This is a genomic window from Fictibacillus sp. UD (assembly GCF_043558025.1).
Classification (GTDB): domain Bacteria; phylum Bacillota; class Bacilli; order Bacillales; family Fictibacillaceae; genus Fictibacillus.
This window is the reverse complement of sequence record NZ_JARUHH010000002.1, coordinates 325,232-350,047: the sequence shown is the minus strand read 5'-3', so window position 1 is coordinate 350,047 and position 24,816 is coordinate 325,232. Positions and strand designations below refer to the sequence as shown.

General features: G+C 37.6%; 30 protein-coding genes. 25 read left to right on the top strand and 5 right to left on the bottom strand.

Translation table 11 applies throughout. The annotated features are described in order from the left end of the window. The first annotated feature begins 235 nt into the window (after positions 1 to 235). The 6 genes from P8610_RS05445 (at position 236) to P8610_RS05420 (ending at position 5,600) form a co-directional block, all read left to right on the top strand. Positions 236 to 814: an RNA polymerase sigma factor gene (locus tag P8610_RS05445; RefSeq protein ID WP_394603434.1), complete on the top strand. Its 579-nt coding sequence runs from the start codon at positions 236 to 238 to the stop codon at positions 812 to 814. Then, positions 780 to 1,598, top strand: a complete 819-nt coding sequence (locus P8610_RS05440) for a hypothetical protein (protein WP_394603433.1) — start codon at positions 780 to 782, stop codon at positions 1,596 to 1,598. The genes P8610_RS05445 and P8610_RS05440 overlap by 35 nt, the downstream gene beginning before the upstream one ends. Then, positions 1,579 to 2,454, top strand: coding sequence for an ABC transporter ATP-binding protein (locus P8610_RS05435; protein WP_394603432.1), 876 nt, complete (start codon positions 1,579 to 1,581; stop codon positions 2,452 to 2,454). Before P8610_RS05440 ends, P8610_RS05435 begins: the two co-directional genes overlap by 20 nt. Beyond that, positions 2,451 to 3,572, top strand: coding sequence for a hypothetical protein (locus P8610_RS05430; protein ID WP_394603431.1), 1,122 nt, complete (start codon positions 2,451 to 2,453; stop codon positions 3,570 to 3,572). Before P8610_RS05435 ends, P8610_RS05430 begins: the two co-directional genes overlap by 4 nt. Before the next feature lie 81 nt (positions 3,573 to 3,653). Then, complete coding sequence (locus P8610_RS05425; protein WP_394603430.1) at positions 3,654 to 4,208, top strand: GNAT family N-acetyltransferase; 555 nt, start codon at positions 3,654 to 3,656, stop codon at positions 4,206 to 4,208. 432 nt (positions 4,209 to 4,640) lie between these two features. After that, positions 4,641 to 5,600, top strand: coding sequence for an LLM class oxidoreductase (locus P8610_RS05420; protein ID WP_394603429.1), 960 nt, complete (start codon positions 4,641 to 4,643; stop codon positions 5,598 to 5,600). A gap of 93 nt (positions 5,601 to 5,693) precedes the next feature. Here P8610_RS05420 and P8610_RS05415 read toward each other — a convergent pair whose 3' ends face one another. Further along, on the bottom strand, positions 5,694 to 6,344 hold the full coding sequence (locus tag P8610_RS05415) for a FusB/FusC family EF-G-binding protein (protein ID WP_394603428.1): 651 nt from the start codon (positions 6,342 to 6,344) through the stop codon (positions 5,694 to 5,696). A gap of 350 nt (positions 6,345 to 6,694) precedes the next feature. Here P8610_RS05415 and P8610_RS05410 point away from each other — a divergent pair, with 350 nt between their 5' ends. The 12 genes from P8610_RS05410 (at position 6,695) to P8610_RS05355 (ending at position 15,479) form a co-directional block, all read left to right on the top strand. Beyond that, a complete protein-coding gene (locus P8610_RS05410) occupies positions 6,695 to 8,164 on the top strand; it encodes an aldehyde dehydrogenase family protein (protein ID WP_394603427.1) in 1,470 nt (489 codons plus the stop codon). Between the two features lie 128 nt (positions 8,165 to 8,292). Further along, a complete protein-coding gene (locus tag P8610_RS05405; RefSeq protein ID WP_394603426.1) occupies positions 8,293 to 8,787 on the top strand; it encodes a DinB family protein in 495 nt (164 codons plus the stop codon). A 342-nt stretch (positions 8,788 to 9,129) separates the two neighbouring features. Then, positions 9,130 to 9,516, top strand: coding sequence for a DUF1259 domain-containing protein (locus P8610_RS05400; RefSeq protein ID WP_394603425.1), 387 nt, complete (start codon positions 9,130 to 9,132; stop codon positions 9,514 to 9,516). A gap of 584 nt (positions 9,517 to 10,100) precedes the next feature. After that, on the top strand, positions 10,101 to 10,502 hold the full coding sequence (locus tag P8610_RS05395; RefSeq protein ID WP_394603424.1) for a hypothetical protein: 402 nt from the start codon (positions 10,101 to 10,103) through the stop codon (positions 10,500 to 10,502). 546 nt (positions 10,503 to 11,048) lie between these two features. After that, a complete protein-coding gene (locus P8610_RS05390; protein WP_394603423.1) occupies positions 11,049 to 11,567 on the top strand; it encodes a hypothetical protein in 519 nt (172 codons plus the stop codon). Between the two features lie 72 nt (positions 11,568 to 11,639). Next, positions 11,640 to 12,032, top strand: a complete 393-nt coding sequence (locus tag P8610_RS05385; RefSeq protein WP_394603422.1) for a hypothetical protein — start codon at positions 11,640 to 11,642, stop codon at positions 12,030 to 12,032. A 186-nt stretch (positions 12,033 to 12,218) separates the two neighbouring features. Beyond that, positions 12,219 to 12,683: a GNAT family N-acetyltransferase gene (locus P8610_RS05380; RefSeq protein WP_394603421.1), complete on the top strand. Its 465-nt coding sequence runs from the start codon at positions 12,219 to 12,221 to the stop codon at positions 12,681 to 12,683. A gap of 160 nt (positions 12,684 to 12,843) precedes the next feature. Then, entirely contained in the window at positions 12,844 to 13,338 is a 495-nt protein-coding gene (locus tag P8610_RS05375; protein WP_394603420.1) for a hypothetical protein, read from the top strand. A gap of 198 nt (positions 13,339 to 13,536) precedes the next feature. Next, on the top strand, positions 13,537 to 14,058 hold the full coding sequence (locus tag P8610_RS05370; RefSeq protein ID WP_394603419.1) for a hypothetical protein: 522 nt from the start codon (positions 13,537 to 13,539) through the stop codon (positions 14,056 to 14,058). Positions 14,059 to 14,204: 146 nt separating this feature from the next. After that, positions 14,205 to 14,438: a cyclase gene (locus tag P8610_RS05365; RefSeq protein ID WP_394603418.1), complete on the top strand. Its 234-nt coding sequence runs from the start codon at positions 14,205 to 14,207 to the stop codon at positions 14,436 to 14,438. Positions 14,439 to 14,714: 276 nt separating this feature from the next. Further along, on the top strand, positions 14,715 to 14,906 hold the full coding sequence (locus tag P8610_RS05360; protein WP_394603417.1) for a hypothetical protein: 192 nt from the start codon (positions 14,715 to 14,717) through the stop codon (positions 14,904 to 14,906). A gap of 123 nt (positions 14,907 to 15,029) precedes the next feature. After that, complete coding sequence (locus P8610_RS05355) at positions 15,030 to 15,479, top strand: GNAT family N-acetyltransferase (RefSeq protein WP_394603416.1); 450 nt, start codon at positions 15,030 to 15,032, stop codon at positions 15,477 to 15,479. 109 nt (positions 15,480 to 15,588) lie between these two features. Here the strand turns inward: P8610_RS05355 and P8610_RS05350 are convergent, their stop codons facing one another. Continuing rightward, the gene (locus P8610_RS05350; RefSeq protein WP_394603415.1) at positions 15,589 to 15,936 is read right to left on the bottom strand and encodes a DUF4260 domain-containing protein; all 348 of its coding nucleotides are present in this window, start codon (positions 15,934 to 15,936) and stop codon (positions 15,589 to 15,591) included. Continuing rightward, positions 15,929 to 16,684: a CPBP family intramembrane glutamic endopeptidase gene (locus P8610_RS05345; RefSeq protein WP_394603414.1), complete on the bottom strand. Its 756-nt coding sequence runs from the start codon at positions 16,682 to 16,684 to the stop codon at positions 15,929 to 15,931. The genes P8610_RS05350 and P8610_RS05345 overlap by 8 nt, the downstream gene beginning before the upstream one ends. A gap of 286 nt (positions 16,685 to 16,970) precedes the next feature. On the opposite strand from P8610_RS05345, the gene P8610_RS05340 reads away from it, so the two are divergent. The 4 genes from P8610_RS05340 (at position 16,971) to P8610_RS05325 (ending at position 21,675) form a co-directional block, all read left to right on the top strand. Then, the gene (locus P8610_RS05340; protein ID WP_394603413.1) at positions 16,971 to 18,428 is read left to right on the top strand and encodes a protein adenylyltransferase SelO; all 1,458 of its coding nucleotides are present in this window, start codon (positions 16,971 to 16,973) and stop codon (positions 18,426 to 18,428) included. A gap of 217 nt (positions 18,429 to 18,645) precedes the next feature. Then, complete coding sequence (locus P8610_RS05335) at positions 18,646 to 20,613, top strand: LTA synthase family protein (protein WP_394603412.1); 1,968 nt, start codon at positions 18,646 to 18,648, stop codon at positions 20,611 to 20,613. A 530-nt stretch (positions 20,614 to 21,143) separates the two neighbouring features. Continuing rightward, positions 21,144 to 21,356 carry a hypothetical protein gene (locus P8610_RS05330; protein WP_394603411.1) on the top strand — a complete coding sequence of 71 codons (213 nt, stop codon included), beginning with the start codon at positions 21,144 to 21,146 and terminating at the stop codon, positions 21,354 to 21,356. Between the two features lie 28 nt (positions 21,357 to 21,384). Beyond that, on the top strand, positions 21,385 to 21,675 hold the full coding sequence (locus tag P8610_RS05325; RefSeq protein WP_394603410.1) for a hypothetical protein: 291 nt from the start codon (positions 21,385 to 21,387) through the stop codon (positions 21,673 to 21,675). A 62-nt stretch (positions 21,676 to 21,737) separates the two neighbouring features. On the opposite strand, the gene P8610_RS05320 is transcribed toward P8610_RS05325, so the two are convergent. Further along, entirely contained in the window at positions 21,738 to 22,640 is a 903-nt protein-coding gene (locus tag P8610_RS05320; protein WP_394603409.1) for a DMT family transporter, read from the bottom strand. A gap of 126 nt (positions 22,641 to 22,766) precedes the next feature. Between P8610_RS05320 and P8610_RS05315 the strand changes: the two genes are divergently transcribed. Beyond that, positions 22,767 to 23,636 (top strand): LysR family transcriptional regulator, encoded by an 870-nt coding sequence (locus P8610_RS05315; RefSeq protein ID WP_394603408.1) that lies wholly within the window; start codon positions 22,767 to 22,769, stop codon positions 23,634 to 23,636. Positions 23,637 to 23,669: 33 nt separating this feature from the next. Here the strand turns inward: P8610_RS05315 and P8610_RS05310 are convergent, their stop codons facing one another. After that, positions 23,670 to 23,816, bottom strand: a complete 147-nt coding sequence (locus P8610_RS05310) for a hypothetical protein (RefSeq protein ID WP_394603407.1) — start codon at positions 23,814 to 23,816, stop codon at positions 23,670 to 23,672. Positions 23,817 to 23,936: 120 nt separating this feature from the next. Between P8610_RS05310 and P8610_RS05305 the strand changes: the two genes are divergently transcribed. After that, entirely contained in the window at positions 23,937 to 24,365 is a 429-nt protein-coding gene (locus P8610_RS05305; RefSeq protein ID WP_394603406.1) for an Imm63 family immunity protein, read from the top strand. After that, positions 24,349 to 24,816 (top strand): hypothetical protein, encoded by a 468-nt coding sequence (locus P8610_RS05300; protein WP_394603405.1) that lies wholly within the window; start codon positions 24,349 to 24,351, stop codon positions 24,814 to 24,816. Before P8610_RS05305 ends, P8610_RS05300 begins: the two co-directional genes overlap by 17 nt.

The following is a 24,816-nucleotide window of genomic DNA, read 5'->3' as shown; positions in this document are numbered from 1 at the left end:
TATTAAATTCAATATATTTTGAATTTTAATACATTGTATATATTCCATTACTTTGAAATAATTGAAATTGTGTACATAAAGATTAAGCAACGTAAAACGTGGATCACTGCGCGATTGTGTAACAAATATAAGATCACGTACCGTAAATTTACTTACATAAAAAAATCATTTTACGCATCACAAAAATTTAAATCCTTTTAAAATACATTTCGTCTTACTAATTGAGGTGATGATAATGCCTGAAGATGAACAGTTGGTGAAAGAGGTAGTAGCCGGCAGTCAAGCGGCGATGGAAGTTTTAACACGAAAATACTATAAGCAAATCTTCGCCTATGTTTACCGTAAAGTAGGAAACAGGGAAACGGCCTATGACTTAACGCAGGAAATTTTTATAAAAGTGTTTCAGCGTATTCAGTCGTATTCCAATAAGGGCAAGTTTTCAAGCTGGCTCTATACTTTAGCGGTTAACCATTGCCGGGACTATTGGAGAAGTGCGGATTATCGCCAGACATCAAAGCAAACAGAACTAAATGAAACCCTCGTTTGTGAACAGAATAATGTACCTTACATATTTGAACGGAAAGAAACGAGAGAACAGGTGAAGTCAGCAGTTAACAGCCTGCCTGACTATCAAAGAGAAGTACTGATCTTAAAGTATTTTCATCATATGAAGATCAAAGAGATTGCTGACGTGACAGAAACGAATGTTTCCACGGTAAAATCCAGATTGCATCAAGGATTAGGGAAATTAGCAAAACTATTAAAGCGAGGTGTTGAAGATGAGAAACAGAAATCCACACCAACCATCAGATAGCGAAATGGATAACGAAATTGAGTTTCTCGAGCTGGAATTAGAAGACGTATTGGATGAATATGATGTTGAGTTTCCAACAGAAGATGAAATTATGATGACAATCAATGCGATTAGGCCATACGTTCCCGTAAAAGAAAACAAATGGAGCTCAGCGCTACAGAGCGTTGTTGATATTACAAAACATGCTTACAAAGAAGTCTTTTATATGAGTTCATTATTCTGGATCGCTAACGGACTATTATTTCTGGTTGCTTTATTAGGGGTTTTGTTAAGTGAGATTAACCCCTATGTCATGATGATGACGCTTGCCCCAATTCCTACAATTACGGGATTAATCGAGGTAATCAAAAGTAAAAATGCTGGCATGGCAGAACTCGAAATGTCATACAAGTACAGCTTTCAAGAGATCCTTCTTTCAAAAATGTTAGTTGTGGGAAGCTTCAATCTTGGACTCAATGTGTTACTTACAATAAGCCTTGAGATGCTTAGCCACGAATTGATGGTTTCAAAGCTGATGTTATATTGGCTGACTCCGTTTACCTGTGTTACAGCTCTATCGTTATTGCTTGTGACAAGGTTCAGAAAAATCTATGCCGTAACCGTTGGAATCGTTATTTGGTTAGGTGCTAGCACGCTGCTCGCTCAGCCGCTAATGATCAAAAGAATGGAAAGTGCACCAGTCGAAATATTCCTAGCGTTAATCGCAGTGGCAACAATCGTTGGACTGTTCCAAGCCGCCAACATTTATAAAAGGGGTGTAACATTTGAAATTAACCATCAATAAATTGACCAAAAGCTTTGGCGATAAAAAAGCTCTGAATGAAATCAACTTGGAACTGACAACAGGTGTATACGGAATACTCGGTGCCAATGGGTCGGGGAAAACAACGCTGATGCGCATACTGGCGAACGTGATGAAACCGAGTTCAGGTCAAATCTATTTGGACGGGCAAGACATCACAATTATGGATGAAAAGTATCGTGATTTGATCGGCTATTTGCCGCAGCATGTCGGCTTTTATAAAAACTTTTCGGCAGAGAAATTTTTGAAATATGTAGCGGCTTTAAAAGGACTGCCAAAAGAGGAAACAAACGAAAAAGTGGAAGATGTATTGGCGTTAGTTGGCTTAGCTAGTCATCACCGTGAAAAAATTGGAGGATTTTCAGGAGGGATGAAGCAGCGTATTGGAATTGCACAGGCGCTGCTCAACGATCCTAAAATATTAATTGTCGATGAACCAACAGCGGGTCTTGATCCAAAAGAACGAATCCGGTTTAGAAATCTGTTATCTAAAATCTCTGCCAATCGAATTGTCATCTTATCCACTCACATCGTTTCAGATATCGAATTTATCGCGAAAGAAGTTCTGATCTTAAAAGAAGGTCAGGTTGTGAAAAAAGAAACACCTCAAAGATTATTAAAGGGTATTGAGGACAAGGTGTGGACGCTCCTGATTGACGATGAAAAAGAAGTAACGAAATATCAAGCTGACTATCGAGTGGGTAACATAGCGCGAATCGATAATAAGTACCAGCTCAGAATTCTTAGTGATCATCAGCCAGAAGACGATGCCGTTCATGATGTTCCGAATCTAGAGGATTTGTACCTATACTACTTTGATGAGGAGGAAACAGCATGAGGCAGCTGTTGAAATTTGAACTCTACAAAATTTTTAAGCAGCGAACCATTTATCTGACTTTTTTTCTTCTCCTCTTATTTACAACGGGTTTTACTTACAATTACACGCCCGGCTGGGAAAAAGACATGTATCGAGAGTGGGAAGGCCCGTTAACGGCAGAAAAGGTGGAACTCGCTGATAAACAAAACACAAAGTTTAATGAGATGGTGGAAAAAAGGGTGGAAGAAGGTAAAGAGAATCAAAATGGTGAGTTTGTGAATGAAAAGGAACATACTCATGGCATAATTTATGAAACGATTGCATTCATAAAAGGGTCAGAAAGGCAGATGAAAAACAGATATCAAGAGATTGAGCAAAAACAGGATTACAATACTGAGCTTGAAAAATCTATGATTCAAAAAGTAGATGTGTCTAACTTTGCTTATAATAAGGGACCTATGCAAATCATTGAATATACGAGTTTATTCTCTATTCTCTTAACCGGCTGCATGCTGCTTATTGGACTTTCTGCTACCTACACAAAAGAATACAGTTCAGGTGTGGATCAATATATTCTAAGTTCGAGTAAAGGCAGAAGCAGCTTACTTTGGTCAAAAGTTCTCGCATCTTTTATTTATACGGCATCCGTTGTCATCGCCTGGGAGATTTTCAACCTCGCGTGGAATGGAATTCAGTATGGATTTTCAGGATGGTCAACGCCTATACAAAATATATTTGAGTATTATTTTTCGCCATACAGCTTTACGATGTTAGAATATCATCTGATTCAATTAAGTTTTCATTTACTGGCAGCCTTAAGTTTTGCTCTATGCATCATTTTGGTTTCATCGTTCTGTAAAAATGCATTAACTTCCTTCTTTATTAATGGTGCGATTCTTGCCGTACCTTTCATGATTGTAGGCGGAATGACCTTGCCGAACTGGATCGAGTACCTGTTCAGCTTCTCGTTTTTCTATATCATGCAGGTTGAGTTTTTCTTTGCTCACTTTCATACGATTAATCTGTTAGGACTGCCATTGCTATATCCTATCGTTGCACTTATTTGGCTGACAGTTTTATCGTTCGCATTTGTTTTTGCAGCGAAAAGAATTATTCAGCAAAAAGAAGTAACTTTGTAATAAAGATGTAAGTCGATTCCCTTGTGCGAAACAGCACAATGGATTTTTATGGTACAGTTAGAAATAAAAGGGGTTTGTGTGATGTTTTTACATAAAATTGATGAGGAGCTATCACTTAGATTATTTAATGTGAATGATGCTAAAGAGTTCTTCAATCTGACCATTCAAGCCAAAGCGTATTTAAAAGAATGGCTAGGCTGGCTGGATTATACGAATAAAGAAGAAGATTCCTTAGAATTCATAAAAGCGACATTAAATGGTGTGATTGAAACTGGCGGGTTTCCAAAAACAACAGCAATCATCTATAAAGGAAAGATTGCTGGAATTATTGGATTTAATGAGTTGAACAAAACCCACAGAATTGGTGTTATGGGGTATTGGCTCGGTCAGGAGTTTCAAGGAAAAGGCATCATGGCACGCGCGTGTCAGTCATATGTGGAGTATGGCTTTACAGAGCTTGGTTTGAACCGCATCGAAATACGTGTAGCTGAAGAAAACAGAAAGAGCCGTGCGATTCCTGAAAAACTCGGATTTACAAAGGAAGGAACAATCCGGCAAGCAGAGTGGCTGTATGATCACTATGTCGATCATGTCATTTACGGATTATTAGTTGACGAGTGGAAAAATAAGAAATAACAAGTTATAAAAGTTCGAAACTGGCATCAAAAGGTACTTAACGTTACCTTATGATGTCAGTTTTTTATTTTGTAAGTGTTTTTAAGCTAGGAATATTGGGTTTGAGTGGGCAAGTGAAGCTGTTTTTTGGTGCTAGAGAGACGATGTGCGCGCAAAGTGACCATATCTGCGCGCAAACAGGCCGTTTCTGCGCGAAAAACGGCTTTCACTGAGGGTAAACCGGGTCTTACTGCGCGTAAAAAGTGTATCGCTGCGCGAACAGAACACGTACCGAAAATCCAATTCGCTGTCTCTTACTCTTTGATACACGGTTACAATCCAATAATTACTTCAAAGTGCCTATCGTACTTTAAAGTGCGTACTTTTACTTTGCTTAAAGAAGAGTATGATTTTATTTGTGAACGACATTTTTAAAATGGGAGGGAATGACAGATGAATCCATTCGAAAATCATAAATCGTATAAACGTATGTATAAAGAGGGAGAATTGACACTTGGGTTGCATATCCCTCTTGAAAATTACCGATTTGCGACGCCTACAATGGAACAACAAGTGGAGCTGTCGCAGTTAGCTGAGAAATTAGGTTTTACAAGTTTATGGTTTCGTGATGTCCTATTGGAAGATCCGAACTTTGGAGATCCTGCTGTTGGACAAATTTACGATATGATGATTTATATGACTTATTTGGCGAGCCAAACAAAGGAGATTGCTTTAGGAACAGCCGCTGCTGTTTTGCCATTGCGTCATCCATTACGTGTAGCGAAAGAAATTGCAACACTCGATCAATTGTTTCCAGAACGCTTGTTGTTAGGTGTTTCTTCAGGTGACCGGCGTGCAGATTTTGCTGCATTAGGTGTATCCCATGAAAAGCGGGGAGAAGCGTTTATTGAAGCATTTCAATATTTAATTAAAGTGTTATATAACGAATTTCCGTCTATTCGTTCTTCTCGAGGAAATATCCATGCGGCGAATCTCGTACCAAAACCTGCAAAAAGAATCCCGACTTTTATAACAGGCTATGCCCAACAGGACATGGAATGGTTTGCTGAGCATGGCGATGGCTGGATGTACTACCCTAGAAGTCCTAAATATCAGCAGGTTACGATTGAAAGGTGGAGAGAGTTAGTGAATCACTTCCATCCCCATACGTTTAAACCATTTACACAGCCGATGCACCTTGATCTGGCTGAGAATCCAAATGAAGGACCTCAACCGATCCGTTTAGGCTTTAGACTTGGCCGGAACCATTTGATCGACTTGCTGCATGTGTATAAAGAGACAGGAGTGAACCATCTGTTTTTTGCTCTGTTTGACAGCGAAAGACCAGCAGAAGAAGTGATACAAGAACTTGGAGAAGAAGTTGTACCACATTTTCCTGCCATTGAAGAGTAAAATTGAAGTTAATTTCAAATGAAAAACCAAACCAGGGCATACATGCTCTGGTTTGGTTTTTGTCAGTTTATTAATCCTTGCCGAAATTAGCTGTTAATAAAGAACCTCTTTCAAAAAATTCTCCAATGTCGTCATATCCGTGATTCTTTTGTTACAGGCCTGACTATCCACGCATAAATAGTTTCCGATTGCTTTATAGTAATCAGGTGAAGCGTTCGCTGGTTTCGATTTTGTTATCGCTGAAAATAACGCAACGTCTCCAATTCCATTACATAAAAAGCAGATCCCTTTATTTGCTGGGGTGAATCGGCCTTGTACGCCTACTAATTGTCCGTTTAGATGATAAACAAGGAACAATTTATTTGTTGCGATATCAACCCAGCCAAGGTAACTAATCTGGCGAAAATCGATTACATGCATATCCGGGGTTTTTAACTTTTTATTTTTAGGGAAAAGTTTGTCAATCTGTTTTCCTGAAACGGGTGTGAATTCTTTTAAGTAAGGTTCTAGAGATTTTAGGTAGTGTTGGAAGTCTTCGGTTTTACGTAAGTTTAGCACCTTATTTACCACTTCTTTTTGAGATTCTGAAATCCCTGAAAAAGATTCTAGAATTTTAGATTGAACACTCGCCTCAACGGCTTCTATTACTTTCGGGTCAGCCCCATTGTTGCAGGCATGCTGCAACTGTCCGACCTGTTTTTTTATGAGGTTATATTGATGGTTTCTAATGAATGGTGAATTCACTGCATTCAGCTCCTTATTTTTTAATGAAAAGAGAATAAGGTGCAAAGCCCATTCTTAGAAACGATTACTCATGTTCGGGCGAAAAACTTACTTAAACTATACGCCCATACAAAGGATCGCCCCTATTAGGCTTTGCATGAGCAGCGTTTGATTCCGGCAAAATGATTTGCCATTTCTACCAGCCTCCATTCACCACCATTATAAAAAAATGAACATCTTTTATGCAATCAATAAATTCCGAATGGTTAAAAAATCACATAATTCAGTTGAAGCAGATAAATTTACAACATGATTGAAAAGGAGTAAGGTCTTAACTAATCTTTAGTTAGTAAAAAGGAGTGTGCAACTTTATGAACACTGATTTTTCAAATATATATATCAATGGTGAATGGAGAAAAGGAAGAAGCGACAGCAAGATGGTAAACGCCAATCCGTTTACTGGAGAAGAACTCGTTACGGTTCAAGCCGCAACGAAGGAAGATTTAGACGAAGCGTATGAAGCAGCAAGAATCGCACAAGCTGATTGGGCGAACGAGCTTCCACAAAACAAACGCGCTGTATTGGAAAAAGTTGTTGAAGTGATGCAGGAGAATGAAGAGTTCATTTTAGACTGGATCATCAAAGAATCAGGCAGCACATATATGAAGGCCATTTCTGAGTTCCGAGCTTCACTCAATATTCTAAAAGAAGCGACGACGTATCCGTATCGTATGGAAGGTTTGATCATGCCTTCGCAAACAGCAGGTAAGGAAAATCGAGTATATCGAAATCCGCTAGGGGTTATTGGAATCATCAGTCCATGGAATTTCCCGTTCCATTTGGCGATCCGTTCCATTGCACCTGCCATAGCGACAGGAAATGCAGTCGTTATTAAACCAGCGACAGATACACCTGTTACAGGAGGACTCATATTCGCAAGTATCTTTGAAGCAGCTGGTCTTCCAAAAGGTCTTATTAATGTTATTGTTGGACGAGGCTCAGAAATTGGTGATGAAATCGTAACTCACCCAACACCGCGTCTTATCTCGTTTACAGGGTCTACAGAAGTTGGCCGCCATATTGGTGAACTTGCTGGTAAGAACCTGAAAAAGACTGCACTTGAATTAGGCGGCAACAACGTGTTTATCGCTTTAAAAGATGCCGATATCGATCAGGCTGTAGATTCAGCGCTTTTCGGTAAATTTTATCACCAAGGTCAGATTTGTATGGCGATCAACCGGATCTTTGTCCACAAAGAAATTTACGATGAGTTTGCAGAAACATTTATCAAACGCGCTAAGAACCTTAAATACGGCGATCCCTCTAGAAAAGACACAAACGTTGGTCCGCTGATCAATCGTGAACAAGTAGATCGAATATTAAAAGATGTAGAGGCAAGCGTTGAGCAAGGTGCGAAAGTCGCTTTAGGCGGAAGTGCAGAAGGAAATGTTCTGGAGCCGACTGTTCTAACGGACGTGAACAACGAGATGCCTCTTGCGAAAAATGAAATCTTTGGACCTGTCGCTGTACTCATTCCGTTTGAAAAGGATGAAGACGTGATTCAAATGGCGAATGCGTATCCGTACGGTCTTAGCGGAGCGGTTCATTCAACGAATATTGAACACGCGACAAACATCGCGCATGATATTCACACAGGTATGATCCACGTGAACGATCAGTCAGTAAATGACGAACCACATATGCCGTTTGGCGGAGAAAAAGATTCTGGACTTGGCCGATTTAACGGTGAGTGGGTGCTAGAAGAATTCACCACACTAAAATGGCTGTCTGTTCAGCGTACACCAAGAAACTATGGACCTTTTATCAGTCAATTAAAATAAAGAGCGAGCAAAAAGCATTTCGGATTCGGAATGCTTTTTCTCTTCCTAATGCAAAACTTACAGCAACAATAATTTGAACGTTTCATGATAAAATCGTATCAAGTCAGATTTATAAAAGGTGATCAAACATGCTTATTAATGATAAAGCCCGAGAAGATTTGTACAATGAAGTGGATGGCTTATCGGATGAAATCCTGAACAAAAAGCCCTCCGATCACGAATGGTCGATCAAGCAAATCCTTGAACATTTATATTTAATGGAAGGTGGAATCGGGAAAACAATCGCACATCAACTAAAAAATGGGGAAGCTGTGAATGCCCGTTCAAAGCCCATCGAAGCAACGATCAATCGTGAAATAAAGGTTGATGCACCTGAATTCGCGGTGCCAAGTGACGAATTTGCCACATTACAGGAATTAAAAATGAAGCTGGCTGCCACGCATCAAAAACTGAAGGAAATCGACAACACGGCAGATGAAAAAGAATTAGAGGAAAAGGGATTTCCTCATCCGATATTCGGAAACATCAGCTTAAAACAATGGATTCCATTCGTAGGGTATCATGAACAACGTCATATCTTGCAGATAAAAGAAGTAAAAGAAAAGCTGGGTATTAAACTTTAAAAATTATTAGTAACGTTGAGGCTGTCCTGAATTTTGGGGCAGCCTTACTTTTTTGAAAGACGGATAGATACTAAGGAAGACTTCGGTAAAAGACGAATTATACAGTTATTCAAGAGTTTAACGAAGACCTTATAGGAAAGAAAATCGCAGCAGATACGCTACGATTTTTTAATATTTAAAGTTTTTGAAGTGAAAAATCACTTTCAGCACTTGGTTTAAATATTTCCATTCTTTAATTTAACAAAATCTTTTTTTTGAATGATTAGATTAATGTCCATTTCGAATCCATTCAATCTTTCATAACCTAATAGTAATAGTAATAGTGATAGGAGTGAAAAATTTATGAAGATGAATGAAGAATCAACTTGTCAAGAGTTTGCAAGAATTATCGGTGGACAAGCTGGATTCGCCGGTGGAAAATGTGTGGCAACAATAAGTCGAGAAGATATTAATGCAAATATCATGGGAAAACAATTTAGAGTTACAACTTCTTTCTCATACGAATCTAGAGATCAAAGTGGAAGAGCTTTATGTCTAGGTAGGGTAGCACTCTTGCAAAAAGAAGTAGCTGAATTTGTTAGTGCAATTATTAATCAAGGAATAGAAGTTTCGTCCATACACAACGAGTGGTTGTTTGATGACCCAAATTTGATTTACGTTAATATTGAAGATGTTGACGATCCACTGAATTTTGCAATGAAAGTCAAAAGAGCGTTAAGATTTCTTTAGTCATATAGTTGGAAAATGCGCTTCTACGAGATACAGCTAACAGATTTGCATAGCTCAAAAGGATGAGCAGTTTTCCAATAGTATTTAATAAAATCATAAAGTAAATGGCCAGATATTTTGACTGATGTTACTAAACAAAGAACAGAACACTTAATAGAAGAATTCTCTATCTTCCACAAAGGGATACTTTTATGAAAAACGTCCAGACAATCTCTTTTGAGGGAGAAACCGAGAAAAAACAACCCAAATTGCATAGTAATTAGCACTATGAATCGCAGCGTAATTCGTTGCGATTTTTTATTGGTATATAAGTGTTTTGGTTAAAAAACACCACTTTTATCACCTTAATTAGCGCCTCAATTCGCACACGTTTTAGCAAGACGACATTAACTATTGTCACGCTGCGTTTTGGAATGCGAATTCACCTTTCAAATGACCTACGATTTTTAGCAGAAAAGGATTAAAAGACAGCTCAATCGAATAAATAATTTAATATAAAAATATACAAACTCATATTCAACAAACGTGCAGGATTGTTGAACATGACCCTTTTTTAGAATGTGTATATTGAGAGGAAGTAAGTAATGACTTGTCATTATTTTATTGCAACTTTGAAATCAATTCCTGAATACCATTCAATCGGTAATGATTTTCCATTTCAAAGTGGTGAAGCTTATAAAGAACTTTTACCATTTACACTCCCTTATGTTTATGAATATGGAGGGGAGACCATTGAATTTATTACATTTTTGGATTCATTTATGGAATTAGGTGATGTTGTAGAACAGTACATATTTGAAGAAGGACGGAATGGTATACCTTTGTCTTATAATTTTCCAGAAAAAGCTAGAACTGTGAATATCTTAAAAAAGACCTATAAAGACCAATATGGTGAATACCAGCTAAACTCGAAGAAATGGAAAGAAGAACTTGTAAGACGTACTATTGCATCAAAGAGAAGTGTGACTACTTTTGTTAAAATATAAATATTTTCTTATTCCACAATCGGGTGCGTTGATCTAAGAAGGATAAACGGCTTTTATAATGAAACTTATTAAACAAACGGTGCAGGAATGTTTAATAATGCTTTGGAGGTGTTCGTGTGACATTATTGGTCGTGTTTATTGGAATAATTCTTATTTCATTAATCATTGGTTTTATAATTGATAGAAAAAATGGTAAACGGAAAATCCCTGATAGAATACCAGGAGAAACTTGTATGCAGCGTAAAGACATGAACAAAATGTAGGGGCGTGAGACTCTCTTCGACAATCGGGTGCGTTTCCTGAAGAACAATGGCTTATTATTTTTATTTTTCACCTCTAATGTATTTTAAAATATTATATGTTTTATTCCTTTTATAAAAGCGTTTAATTCAAATATGTTTTGAACAGTAACAACAGAATTCCGAAAGCTGTGAAAAGAGGTATTACTGAGAAGTGCTGTTTAATAAAATGATTTTCACTAGTTTGTTCGTAATATTCCTTATAGCAGGTTGCCAATTACAAGGAAATAACTCGGTAAATATCAAGATGAAAAGTGAAGCAGAACAAAAAGAAATACTGGATACATATACTTTTAATGATTACAAAAAAGTCTTTCATAACGCCATATCTGAGGCGGGAAAAATGGCAGATGGTGATGAGCGGCTTAACAAATGGCTCATTCGAACACTCGTTCAGGAAAAGTTGTATTATGAGACAGAGTTAACTGAGAAACAAGCTGTACACCTAGCAAAAAATGCGATGGATGAGGATAAAGCATGGAAAACGATCGCCAAACAGAAATATGGAGTCACCGCTACAGAGGAAGAAGTGGACCAATTTATTAAAGCTGGACCCGATCAAAGTGATTTGCCTAAACACCTAGCGTATGCAGATGCTTTAGGATTGTCGCTTGCTCAGCTTAATCATCAATTCGACCGCGACCTATACGAAAAGAACGTGATGTGGTTAAAACTGAAACCAAAGCTAGAAAAGAAGTATGGAGTGTCATCCAATAACGCACTCGTAGAAAAGTATGAGAGTGAAGTGAAGAAGAAAGTAAATTGACGTGGTCATTTCTTTAAGTAGGTGAAGTGCGAGTACCATTGCACAATTAGAGCTAAAGGATGCTGAATGCAAATGATATACAAACAAGGTGATTTTACTCCCCAATTAAAAAAGGAGATTAGAGAAAAAGAGCAGGAACTAAAGAAACTGCTTGAGACGGTACTAAATGAATTTCAGAATGTCAAAAGTGTTCGAATGAAATTAGAGGGAAGTTATGACCAAGATGGAGAAGATCCTTTCCAGCCAGGTTATTGCAGTTCAATTTCATTAGGATTGATTGATGAAACTGACGAACTGATAGATTTACATACTATAAAAATTTGGGAATGCGAACGCACTCTTCTAGGAATGCCAGTTTCAAAAAACATTCTAGGAAGCAAGGTGACAGGTGAACTTATGGATGAATCAGCTAAAAAGTTAAAAGAAGAGATGAGAGAATTTGTAGAAGATCACATGAAAGAGTAAATGTATTTTTATGGTAAAATTATTGTGTGTCTAAGGAGGATTGCAAATGTCCAATAACTTTATGTGCGTACCATGGAGACCATGAGTAAACGAAGGTGTTTATTCATGATAAATGATTTATATAAAAATACCTCTGTTTACTCCTTTCTAATGATTTGATTCGGAAAAATAGAATGGAGAGATAGAATGATAACATTATGTAAAGTTAACGAAGAAGAGTTTAAAAGATATTTGGATTTTATGATTCCTGATTATGCTCAAGACATTACGAAGAACTTTGACTTAACAATGGAGCAAGCGTTAGAAGAATCTGAAATGATGATGAATGATATGTTTAAGGATGGTTTAGCTACGAAAGGACAATATTTGTACAATATAGTAGACGACCATTCAAATGAAAAAGTAGGCGTTCTTTGGTACAGTATCATTTCTGAAATCAACCAAGCTTACTTATATCACATCTTAATAGATGAGCCGAAAAGAGGCATAGGGTATGGAAGCAAGACGTTAGAAAAGCTTCAAGAAATTCTTAAAACTGCTGGTGTGAAGTCGATCGGATTGAGTGTGTTCGGTAAGAATGACGGCGCATATCGATTATATAAGAAGCTAGGATATTCAAATACGAGAATATCCATGGAGAAAATTTTATAAGTTACTGAGTGGAAAAGGCGTAATTCTTAAGAGTTGCGTCTTTTTTCATCGGTGTTCTCGCATACATTGAAAATGAAAGGGATGATTTCGGCTCCATGATTTGATTGGAACAGGAATTATATTCCATAAAACCGAATATAGAGGAGCAGGGGGGAATGACATGAAAAGAATATTTGGATTTTTATTATTGATCATGTTAACGGCATGCAGTGAGAACGAAACTGTTGAACAGTTAAAGAAGGATTATCCAGATGTAAAGATGATGGTGGAGGAATTACCAGAGAGCGTGCAGGAAAGGTTGGCGGCACCAGAAATACTGCCGTTTAAACCAAAACATGTCCAACTCAGGTACGCCGGGGAACCACCTGGAGATCCAAAAGGGGATATCACACACACCGAGTTTGTGTATGGAAACGGGAAAGGAGCAGTTCTAAACGTTACAACGTTTCATAATAAAAACACGAACTTCCATGATGAAGGAAAAGGAAAGACGACAAAGTTGGATGATGGAACAGAGGTTGTCATTGAAAGTGATACATCAGATGTAAAGTCGATTCGTTGGAAAAAAGACGATTATCACTATGGAATGATGCTGATGGGTTCAGAGTTTAAGATGGAAGACCTGTTGGAAGTTGCAGATTCGATGGAGTATTAGAAGTAAAGAAAGAGTGTGAAGTAATATGCATTGGAAAAATTATTTCTTGCCTGCTAGTCCCGTCAATCATTATAGGAAGTCTCTTGCTCGTTTACCTTCCTTCAGGGAAGAAGCATTATGCCATATTGATAGTTCTTTCATTATGGATCATCTATTATGCTTGGATCGGGCTAACGAAAAGAAAATAGAGGTGGGGAAATGAAGAAAAAGGTTACTTTGTTGTTTTTTTGTACAACAATGCTCCTTTTAGGTCTTTGGTGGACATTTAACTTTATAAGTGAAGACGGAGAATTTACAAAATGGGGTCATGCATCAGTAGGGATAGAAAATCTTGAAGACAGAAAACCCTATTACATTGGATATCCATTTAAATGGGATGGGATTGGAAAGCCAAGACTTGAAAAAATGGAATTTATAAAAAGAGATGGAACAATTGTTGGAAAAGACGATATAGAATTTTCGATCCAACCCTTTATAGCGAGTACAGAAAGAATTGGTGCACTTGATGAAGATAGTGTTAGAGAAGATGGATTAGATGACGATTTTGTTCGACTTAAGGGATACAAAGTAAATGATGGTTTTTACTTAGTATTACGAGTTGAATTCAATGGTACAAATCCCATTAATGATATAAACACGTTAAGAATCACCTATAAAAAATTTGGAACAACGCAATTTCAAAACATTCATTTTGATGATGGAATAATTACTGATGAATAAACATATTGTGTTGTTAAAAATTCAGGGAGCTAAACAGCTCTTTTTTTATTGAACTTAAGAGCAGTTCTATTCGTGAAGGTAATTGTTTCAACTAACAAGAATAGGTATCTATTAACAACCTATAACTAATCAGAGGTGGATCTGAAATGGATAAAAGAGTTCAATTTGACTTTGAAATCGAATTTACAAACGGCGGTGGAATACAAGGGCAAGAATTCCGTCTTGATATTGAAGGAGATGATATTACCGATGAAGAGTTAGCTAAGTATATAGTAGAAGATATGAGGTTGTTAATGGTCGGCGAAGTTAGAATCCTTAACAAGAAAATCATTGATGAAAAACATAAACGGAAAGCTGCAGATGAGATGTCTGAGAAATAATTTTCTTTAGAAAAATAGAGTAATAGCATAGTAATTGGATATAAAATTTTGTCTGGTCGTTTGTTTTATGCATTCATTTCTTAAAGGACATATACTTTATCCTTTAAAGTTTATTCAATTAACGAGTTCAACCCTTTGATCAGATAATCGATAATTAAACGATCCATCCTAACTAATATCTATCATGTAAAAAATAGGGAATTAAATGTATAATGAAGTCAATAACAACTTGAAGTACATCACCGTATTCTTAACTACAAGAACGGGTGTATGAAAATGGTATGGCTTATCATCGCAAGTATAGCTTGTTTAATGATTGGAAGTTTATTAATTGTTTTTAAGGAACAACAAGACTTTTATTTGGATCAAAAAGAGGTATCAAGAAATAATGCTTCGTTAAGACGATTTGTAAGGTATGGTGCTATCTATTTCGGACTAGGGATTGATGTTCTTCGTAAGTCTGGTTGAAGATATTTATAGGGGGATTTTTTTATATTCTGAATCGTCTTAAAAGATATTTCATGGCGATATAGCTGCTATCTTATTTTTGTTTTACAACTGAGGTATATATAAAATTTGGAAGGTGTATCGATGATTAAACTAATAGAAATAAATGAAAAGAATTGGGTAGATGTAATTTTCTTGTCAACAAGTGAGAATATGCCAACTATTTGTGAGGAATTTGTAGCATCGAATGCCTTATCTTTGGTACAAGCTCAGTTTGAAAAAACGTGGACAACAAAAGCAATTGAAAAAGATGGACAATTAATTGGCTTTACCATGTATGGATACTCAACCGTGATGGATAATTATGAATTGTGTCGAATCATGGTTGATAATAAATTTCAAGGAAATGGGTATGGAAAAGAAGCTATACAACTCGTCATTGAAGAAATGAAAAAAATAGATGATTGCAAAGAAATTTATTTATCAACAGATCCTAAAAATAAATTAGGAAAACGTTTATACGAAAATTTAGGTTTTATCAATACTGGAAAAATCGTTGATAACGAAGAATTATATGTGTTAAAAATTAAATAAAAATTAATTACATATGAAAAATGGAAAATAGTTTTTGAAACAGAACTAAAGCAACTGATACCAAATCAGTTGCTTTTTTCTATGAGCTTGACTTTATTTACGCGAGAATTCAAATGCGATTTAAATGAGTGTCTTTGAAACTTGTTGAATATTTTAAACCATACCCAATCATTCTATCCATTCCGATATGCGCAGACCAAATGATACCGATTGCTAAGAGTGTTTCGCTAGTTAATAATAGTCCGAAAAAAATGAATAGAATACTTATAATATAAGTGTGAAATATATTATATATTAATGCACCGATTTTATTGTCCAGAAAGTATCCGATCATGGATATGTCCGGTGCAAATATTAAAATGAAAAATAAAACCCAACTAAATTGATAATATTGATAAAAATAAAGGCTTAATATCAAAACAGCGAATCCTTCTAATTTCAGGAATATTTTATTCACTTATGAGCCTCCTCGTATTTTTGAAGTACATGTACAAAGCATAAATAGCAAAAAGAATTGTTAGTGCTAAAAATATGGACAGTCTTTCTGTCGAAAAGCCTAATTCGTGTACACCGTTTTCGCCTGTTGCGAAATATTCTGTAAGATCTAAAACAAAATGAAAGACAATAGCAGGCAAGATACTTCCATTACGAAGGACTAAAGCAGTGTATGCGATTCCTGCTGCGGTTGTCCAAAGAGCTTGGAATACACCGAATTTGACATCTCCGCCTACCAAGATATTTCCTAAATGAATAAGACCGAAAAGTATTGATGGAACAAAAAGGGTAACCATCGTTCCAAAACGAAGAAATCCTTTTACAAGTGCCCCTCTAAAGATGACTTCTTCATTGACTGCTACACATAAAGCAGAAACAATTAAAATTATCATTTTTGAAGGGTCACTTACATGAAATCCGAGAGATAAGAAAATGTAAATAGGAAGAATTAAGGGCGGTATCCACAGTAACCATTCTTTCTTCGACACAGGTTTTGCTAATCCGTTTCCTCTTACATCACCTGACCAATACACAAGTGCAACAGAAGTGGATGCAAAAAGGATTTGTATGAGCCAACCTAAATCTTTTATTATGTCAATGTCTGGTTGAAATAGCTTAATAATATTTACTACACCTAATCCTACTAAACGTGATGCTAATAATATAAAAACAGCAAATAAAATAGGATGTTCTCTAAAGAATTTTTTCAAAATGATCCCCCTAATTTTTCGATACTTTGCCAGACATATCTTACCATTTACATATGCTTATTTCTATAATTTTACTTTAATATAAAAAATTTCTATTTATCTATATTTTATTTTTAATTCGATTACTTAATGTCTTATTAATTCATTTATGGTGCATTTGTGACAGGCTCTTTTTGTATGCATTAGGGAATAATAAATGAGCAGAACGAGACCAATTAAAGTTTGCATTGTGTTACTGTGGAATTAGAAAAACGATAACAAATAGAAAATCATTAAAGGAGATCACATGACAAAAGATACGGGATGGAACTTAGACAATAGCTATGCTCGTCTACCGGAAAAATTCTTTTCTACTATAAATACGAATCCTGTTCGTTCACCGAAATTAGTGGTGCTTAATGAAATCTTAGCCGAATCGCTTGGTTTAGACATTGAGGCACTTCAAAACGAAGAAAACATTGCTGTGTTTGTCGGAAATAAGCTGCCTGAAGGAGCATCATCACTTGCACAAGCATACGCTGGCCATCAGTTCGGATATTTTAACATGCTCGGTGATGGGCGTGCCTTGATGATCGGTGAGCAGATTACGCCTCAAGGTGAGCGTTTTGATATTCAGCTTAAAGGATCAGGGAGAACGCCTTATTCCCGTGGAGGTGACGGTCGGGCGGCTCTTGGACCGATGCTGCGTGAATACATCATCAGTGAAGCGATGCATGCGCTTGGGATCCCGACCACTCGCAGCCTTGCCGTTGTAACAACAGGAGAGTCAATCATTCGTGAAACCAACTTGCCTGGTGCGATTATGACGCGCGTGGCGTCCAGTCATTTGAGAGTGGGTACCTTTGAATTCGCAGCAAAATGGGGAACACCTGAGGAACTGAAGGAGCTCGCTGACTATGCGATTGAGCGGCATTATCCAGAAATCGGTATGGATGAAAAACGGTATTTGAACCTGCTAAAAAAAGTAATCGAGCGTCAAGCCTATCTCATCTCGAAGTGGCAGCTGGCTGGTTTTATTCATGGGGTAATGAACACTGACAACATGACGATCAGTGGGGAAACGATCGATTATGGACCGTGTGCGTTCATGGATATTTATAATCCAGTGACTGTCTTCAGTTCCATTGATCGAGAAGGCCGTTATGCTTACGCCAATCAGCCACGTATTGCGGGTTGGAACCTTGCGCGATTTGCAGAAACTCTATTGCCGTTGCTGCATGAAGATCAAGAAAAAGCCGTTGAAATGGCTCAAGAGGTTCTTTATGGATTTTCTGAGTTGTATCATGCAAACTATTTTAGAGGAATGAGATCGAAACTCGGGTTGTTTAATGAAGAGAAAGAAGATACAGCCCTGATTGAAGAACTGCTTAATCTGATGCAGAAACATGAAGCGGACTTTACGAACACCTTCAGTAAATTAACGTTTGGTACGAAAGATTGCGCAAAGTTGTTTGGATCAGAAGAATTCGCATCATGGCAAGAAAAGTGGCAGGAAAGAAGAGCGAGACAGCCTGAATCGAAGTTAGAGTCAGATGAGTTGATGCGCAACAGCAACCCAGGTGTCATTCCTCGAAACCACCGAGTAGAAGAGGCACTCGAATCAGCCCAGAGTGGAGACTACAGCGTGATGGAGAAACTGGTTGGCGTACTCACAAATCCATATGCCCACACACCAGATCAAGAAGAGTACACGAAACTTCCACCTGACACAGAAGGACCTTATCGTACGTTTTGCGGAACGTGATTACGTTGAAAACACCATGAAAGTCAGTTAGTCACAATACGTTCATAATTACCTAAAGCTGCCTACACGGCGGCTTTTTCAGTGTATTCAACCATGATTTCAGTCATTTTGGAAGGTATGTTTAATTGACTTTTTAGTTAATGATTTGTAGTATTTTTTTATTGTTTTAAAAAGTATTTTGATGTCTTTTAGAAGTAAAGAAGATTGCTAGATTGTTTTGGAACCAGTAGAGGTGAGAAAATTGACAAGTCTAAAAAATAGTATAAATAAACATATGGTGTTTTTCACATTAACGGTTTTGGTTCTTTGGATCAAAACATACGTTGCTTATAAAACTGAATTTAACCTAGGAGTAGAAGGTGGTTTTCAAGAATTTCTATTATTCTTCAATCCACTAGGCTCTGCTCTACTTTTCTTAGGGTTTGCACTGTTTGCTAAAGGAAGAAAATCGTTCATCTGGATGATTGTCATTAATGGTCTTATGACATTCTTGTTGTATGCCAATATGATGTACTACCGTTTCTTTACAGACTTTATCACGCTGCCAACGTTAACGCAGACGGACAATGCCGGTACGATTGGCAATAGTATTGGTGCGTTGTTTAACCCTTACGATGTTCTATTCTTTTTAGATATCATCATATTGTTGGTGTTCGTTTTAACGAAAAAGATTAACCCAGAACCCGTTAAAGTAAAGCGTAAAAGTGTTTTGGCTGTAGGACTTGCAGCCGTCATTACATTATCAGCGAACTTACTATTAGCTGAAATTGATCGTCCTGAGCTATTAACAAGAACGTTCGACCGTAATTACATCGTGAAATATTTAGGGATGTATAACTACACCATCTATGATGCCGTAGTGAGTTCTAAGTCAACGGCTCAACGTGCACTTGCGAATACAGATGACGTAACAGAAGTAGAGAACTACGTGAAAGCCAATTACGCTGAACCAAACCCGGAATACTTTGGGAAAGCCAAAGGGATGAACGTGATCTACCTTCATTTGGAGTCCCTGCAGAACTTTGCGATCAACTATAAATTACACGGACAAGAAGTAACGCCGTTTCTGAACTCGTTAACGCGAGACCAGAACACATTGTATTTCAATAACTTTTATCACCAAACGTCTCAAGGGAAAACAGCTGATGCTGAGTTCTTGCTCGAGAATTCATTGTACGGATTACCACAAGGAACAGCGTTTTCAACAAAAGGAGAAAACACGTACCAAGCGGCTCCGGCAATCATGGAACAACAAGGATATTCAACAGCTGTTTTCCATGGTAACTACAAGTCTTTCTGGAACCGTGATGTAATCTACAAACGATTTGGTTTTCAGAAGTTCTTTGACGCAGAATATTATGATATGAACGAACAAGACGTTTCGAACTATGGGCTGAAAGATAAACCGTTTTTCAAAGAATCGATGCCGATGCTGAAGTCATTAAAGCAACCGTTCTATACAAAATTCATCACATTATCGAACCACTTCCCATACCCAATCTCTGAAGAGGACGCGACGATCGAACCTCACACAACAGGAGATGGAACGGTAGACCGTTACTTCCAAACAGCTCGATACATGGATGAAGCGATACAGCAATTCTTCTCAGACTTAAAAGAAGCTGGTCTATACGACAATACGATGGTTGTCATGTATGGTGACCACTACGGTATTGCCGAAACGCGTAATAAATCGATGGCAAAAGTAATCGGCAAAGAGATTACACCTTATGAGAACACACATCTACAAAAGGTACCATTGTTTATCCATGCACCTGGTCTAAAAGGTGGCACCATCGATAAAGTCGGAGGACAAGTCGACCTTCGTCCAACACTAATGCACTTATTGGGCATGGAAACAAAAGACTACATTCAGTTCGGAACGGACTTAATGTCTAAGGACCATGATGAAGTGACACCGTTACGTAACGGAGACTTTGTTTCTCCTAAGGTAACCGGAATCGATGGTAAATATTATGATTCAAAAACTGGTGAACTGATTGAAGAGACGGAAGAGATTAAAGCATTAGAAAAAGACGTACAAATGAAACTCGATCTATCTGATAAAACCGTTTACGGTGATTTGCTGCGTTTTCACAAAATTGATGGATTCAAGAAAGTTGATCCCTCAAAATACGACTACAATAAGCGGGAAGACGAGCCAGATAGCAGCAAAACAGAATAATTAAGTAAGCAGCCGACCCTGGATAGAGAATTGGGTCGGTTTTTTGTTGCGGTAAAGAAAGGATTTTCGTTAAGTGTGAAAAAGGATGGTCTTCTGCACAGTTTTGATCCAATGGTCAATAAAAATTGTCTGATTCTGTTCCTTAAAGTGTGTGGCAGTCGGCCAGGGTCGGTTTTAGCGGATAAAAGAGTATCGTAAAGTGAATCTATAATGCCCATTCCAGCTGAGAAGTACATCTTTTTTGATGATCCATTAAATTTAGGCTTTGAATCAACAAGAATAGATATGCAATCAACGAAATTTTACATATAATCCACGAGATTTTGGGTTCAATCCACAAGAATTGGTGTTCAATCCACAAATTTTTCACATGAAAGAAGTTGTCCGCTTGAGAAGGACATACGATAATAGTAAGAGACGTGGGATTGTCGATTGTTAAAAAACAAGACCTACTTTCAGAACAAAACCTGTATAATGGAATAATAAGGTAAAAAGATTGTAGGTTATATAAATAGTGAGGAGTGATCAATATGTTATGGATAATTGTTCTAACACCACTTGTCATTGTGTGCGCACTAGCCATTTATTTTGATAATCGCGGGAAGAAGAGGGGGACGGGCGGTGTCAACATCTACCATGATGATCAGCATTTGAGTCAAGGAACGCAGATCAATAATGCTACTGAAAGAACGAGGGCTGCAGGAAGAAACAACCACCATGGTGGAGGCGGCGGGCCGATCTAACATTACGCTCAAAAAGGAGTTAGATAAAGTGAAGACTTTTCTTGTTTGGAGCAATGTCATCATTTGCGGCTTTCTTACGGTTTTTATCGCTGTTTTCTTTGCAGCGGGAACCATCGGAGAGAACTATACGGACGAAACTTATGTCGCGCCAGAGTTCTTTTTAATTCTTCCTGTCTGGGTAATCGGAGCTGTGAACGTATGGTGGTTTTATTATAAAAATGGGATTAACAAAACAAGTTATCCTAAGCTGATTTTCATAAATGCAACACTCTGGGCATCCATTCCAGCAGGGTTTTGGCTTGCGGCATTGTTTATGTAAAATCTATTCTTTGCCTAACCCTAGAGTTAGCTGCCGGTTAAAGCGGCTAAATCTAACTCCCTCTAAGCCTTTTCCACAATTCCGTTATTCTCTGCCACTAGCCTTATAGCCTTATGTTTTGTATAAGTAGAGTTGGCGATAAACACACCACACAAAATAATGACGGCACCGATATATCCTTGAAGCCCCATATTTTCTTTAAGGAAGATGAATGCAAACAGAGCTGCGAAAATTGGCTCGAGTGAAAACAGAAAACCCGTACTCTCAGGCGTCGTGTACTTTTGTACGATAGGCTGCATCACAAAGCCATAAGCAGAACAGATGAGTGCCAATCCGAGTATGGCTACCCAATGAATCAGAGTCTGCGGCCAAACGGGAGTTTCAAGAATAAACGACCCAACAGCTGCAAAAATGCTCGCGAATCCGAGTTGATAGATCCCGAGTATTAAGGCATCTACTCTCCGCGCAAAATGATTCGTTGCAATAATGTGTATAGCGTACAGAAACGCAGCTGCTAAACAATAAAATGAGCCAAACGCAAACCTGAAATCCTTACCAATCGTAAGAAGAGCTAAGCCAAAAGAAACGAGGATCACGCCTGCTGCCACTTCTTTCGTCGGCCATTTTTTTGTGATGAATGTCTGTAGAATCGGTACGATGATAACGGTTGTGCTCACCAGAAATCCGGCAGATGAAGCCGACGTATGCTGAATCCCATACATAAGCGTGATAAATACTCCCCATAACAAAGCACCAACAATGGCACTGTATTTCAACGTTTGAACATCTACCGAAAATACTCTTTTGCGGAAGATCAACATCATCACAATAAAAGCAATGCCAAATCGCAGGGCAACGATCGTTAATGAAGGAATGCTGCCAACCGTGAGTTTCATAAACACATACGACAATCCCCAACCCATCGAAACAGAAGCTAAAATCCAGTTTGCTTGTTTTTGTGTCATATTCGAACGCCTGACCTCTCCTCATTCTCTTTTGCGTGGATATATCGTAACACCTGGCTTTTCATTAATAAAACGAATATTTATAATGGAAGTATTAGATTTTCTAATATAAGGGGGATGAGATGAGTGAATGCTTATTATGCTTTTATTAAAGCTGTTGAAACAGGCAGTTTCACGAAAGCGGCGGAAGAGCTCGGTTATACCCAATCCGCCATTAGCCAAATGGTGCATTCCTTAGAGGAAGAACTTTCAACGATTCTCATTTTACGGTCTCGAACGGGAGTTACACTGACTCCAGATGGAGAAGAGTTTCTGCCTTTTATTAAGAAGATTTGCAACTCACATAGAGAATTAAAAGAAAAAATTAAAGAGATGGAAGGGTTAGAGACCGGGCTTATTCGAATCGGTTCCTTTTCAAGTGTTTCCTGTCACTGGTTGCCGGGGCTGATAAAAGAGTTTAAGAAACAATATCCAGCGGTTGAATTTGAAATTCATCAAGGGGATTATACAGATATCGCGAATTGGATTAAAGAAGGCAGCGTTGATTTTGGTTTTGTGAATCCAAATGCTGTATCGAATCTCACGATGATTCCGTTGCAAAAAGATGAAATGTTTGCGGTGGTTCCAGAAAATCATCCTTTAGCTGAAAAAGACGTGGTCTCTTTAGAAGAGTTGATGAACGAACACTATATCCTTTTAGATGAGGGAGAAATCAGTGAACCCTTAACGATCTTTAAACAAAACAGTGTTGAACCGAATATCCAATACCGTGTACATGATGATTACGCCATTATGTCGATGATTGAGCAGGGACTGGGTGTTTCGATTTTACCGAAATTGATTTTAAGCAGATGTCCGTATCAGGTTGTGACAAAACCAATTTCACCATCGTTTGCACGCACGATCAGTCTTGCTTATAAGGATAAAAGAGTGCTGCCAATTGCAAGTCGGTCCTTTATAGACTTTATTATAGAAAGGTATACGTTCGAGAAATAAAAAAAGCTTAAAGTTTAAAAACCCTAAGCTTAGTTATTGAATTTCCTCTAATTTTTCACCAAGAATCTGGATATCATGAACCAATTTTTTGCGTTGTTTTTCACACTTACTCATTCTGTACTCCTCGAACAATGTACCTAGCTTCTTAATGATTTGTATCGCAATATTATCATTACACATCTGTCGAACATCCTAATCTAGTTAAATTATCCTATATAAGAAGACTAGCACATGATTATGAAGTAGGAAACAGGTAAAGGTAAATTTTTTGTGACTTAATACTGAGAGGCGGAAATGTGAATGGATAAAGAAAGTCTAGAATCAATAAAAAAAGTAGTGGATCACTATGCAAAATTAATTAATGTACATACATATCACTTAACATACGGATTCTCCAAAGACTTTGCTATTCCTCATATTGAGGTGGACGAAACTGGTTATCACTACGCTATAGTCGAAAGAGGGGTTGAGTTAAAAAGGTTAACGACTACCGATTTAAATGAACTATTATTTGCTATTTTCGATGGAATTACATATGAAACAGCTTTAAAGTATGAGGTTGAAAATAGAGTTGAAAATCAAGACTCCAGGATTATTTCATTTAAGAAACAAGAAGAGTTGCTCGGTGTGATTAATGAAAAATGGAGAATGAAACAAGAACTTTACCATAAAGAGATCTTAAAAAGATCCCCTTATAAAAGGAGAACAGGTAATGAGGGCATATCTTAATAAATGGATCGTTTCTGTAGTAGCGAGTTTATTCTTTATTTTTCTTGTAGACCTGTTTACACAAAAGCCTGGCCGGCTTGGAGGAAATGGAAACCTAGGATTAATTCCTCTATTTTTTGCAATCATTATTATAGCCTACTCTGGATTTGCACTTCTAACACTGTTAAAAAAGCTGGAACTGAATAGAAAGAAATGGACAAATATATTAGCAGCTTCTTTTCTTGTCTTCATTGTTTCTATTGTGATGGAGATCTCCTTCTTTAAGCGTTTGATCCATGAACTAGGCGGACCACCAACAAACATGGATTCACAAATTTATAGATTTGGCTGGCTCAATCAAGGAACGAACACACTGTATGTAAATATGTATACGTTTATCGCTTTTGTTTCCTTGATTTTGTCATGCTATGCGGCTCTTTCAATCTTTAAAAAAGCGAAAGTGAACGAGTGA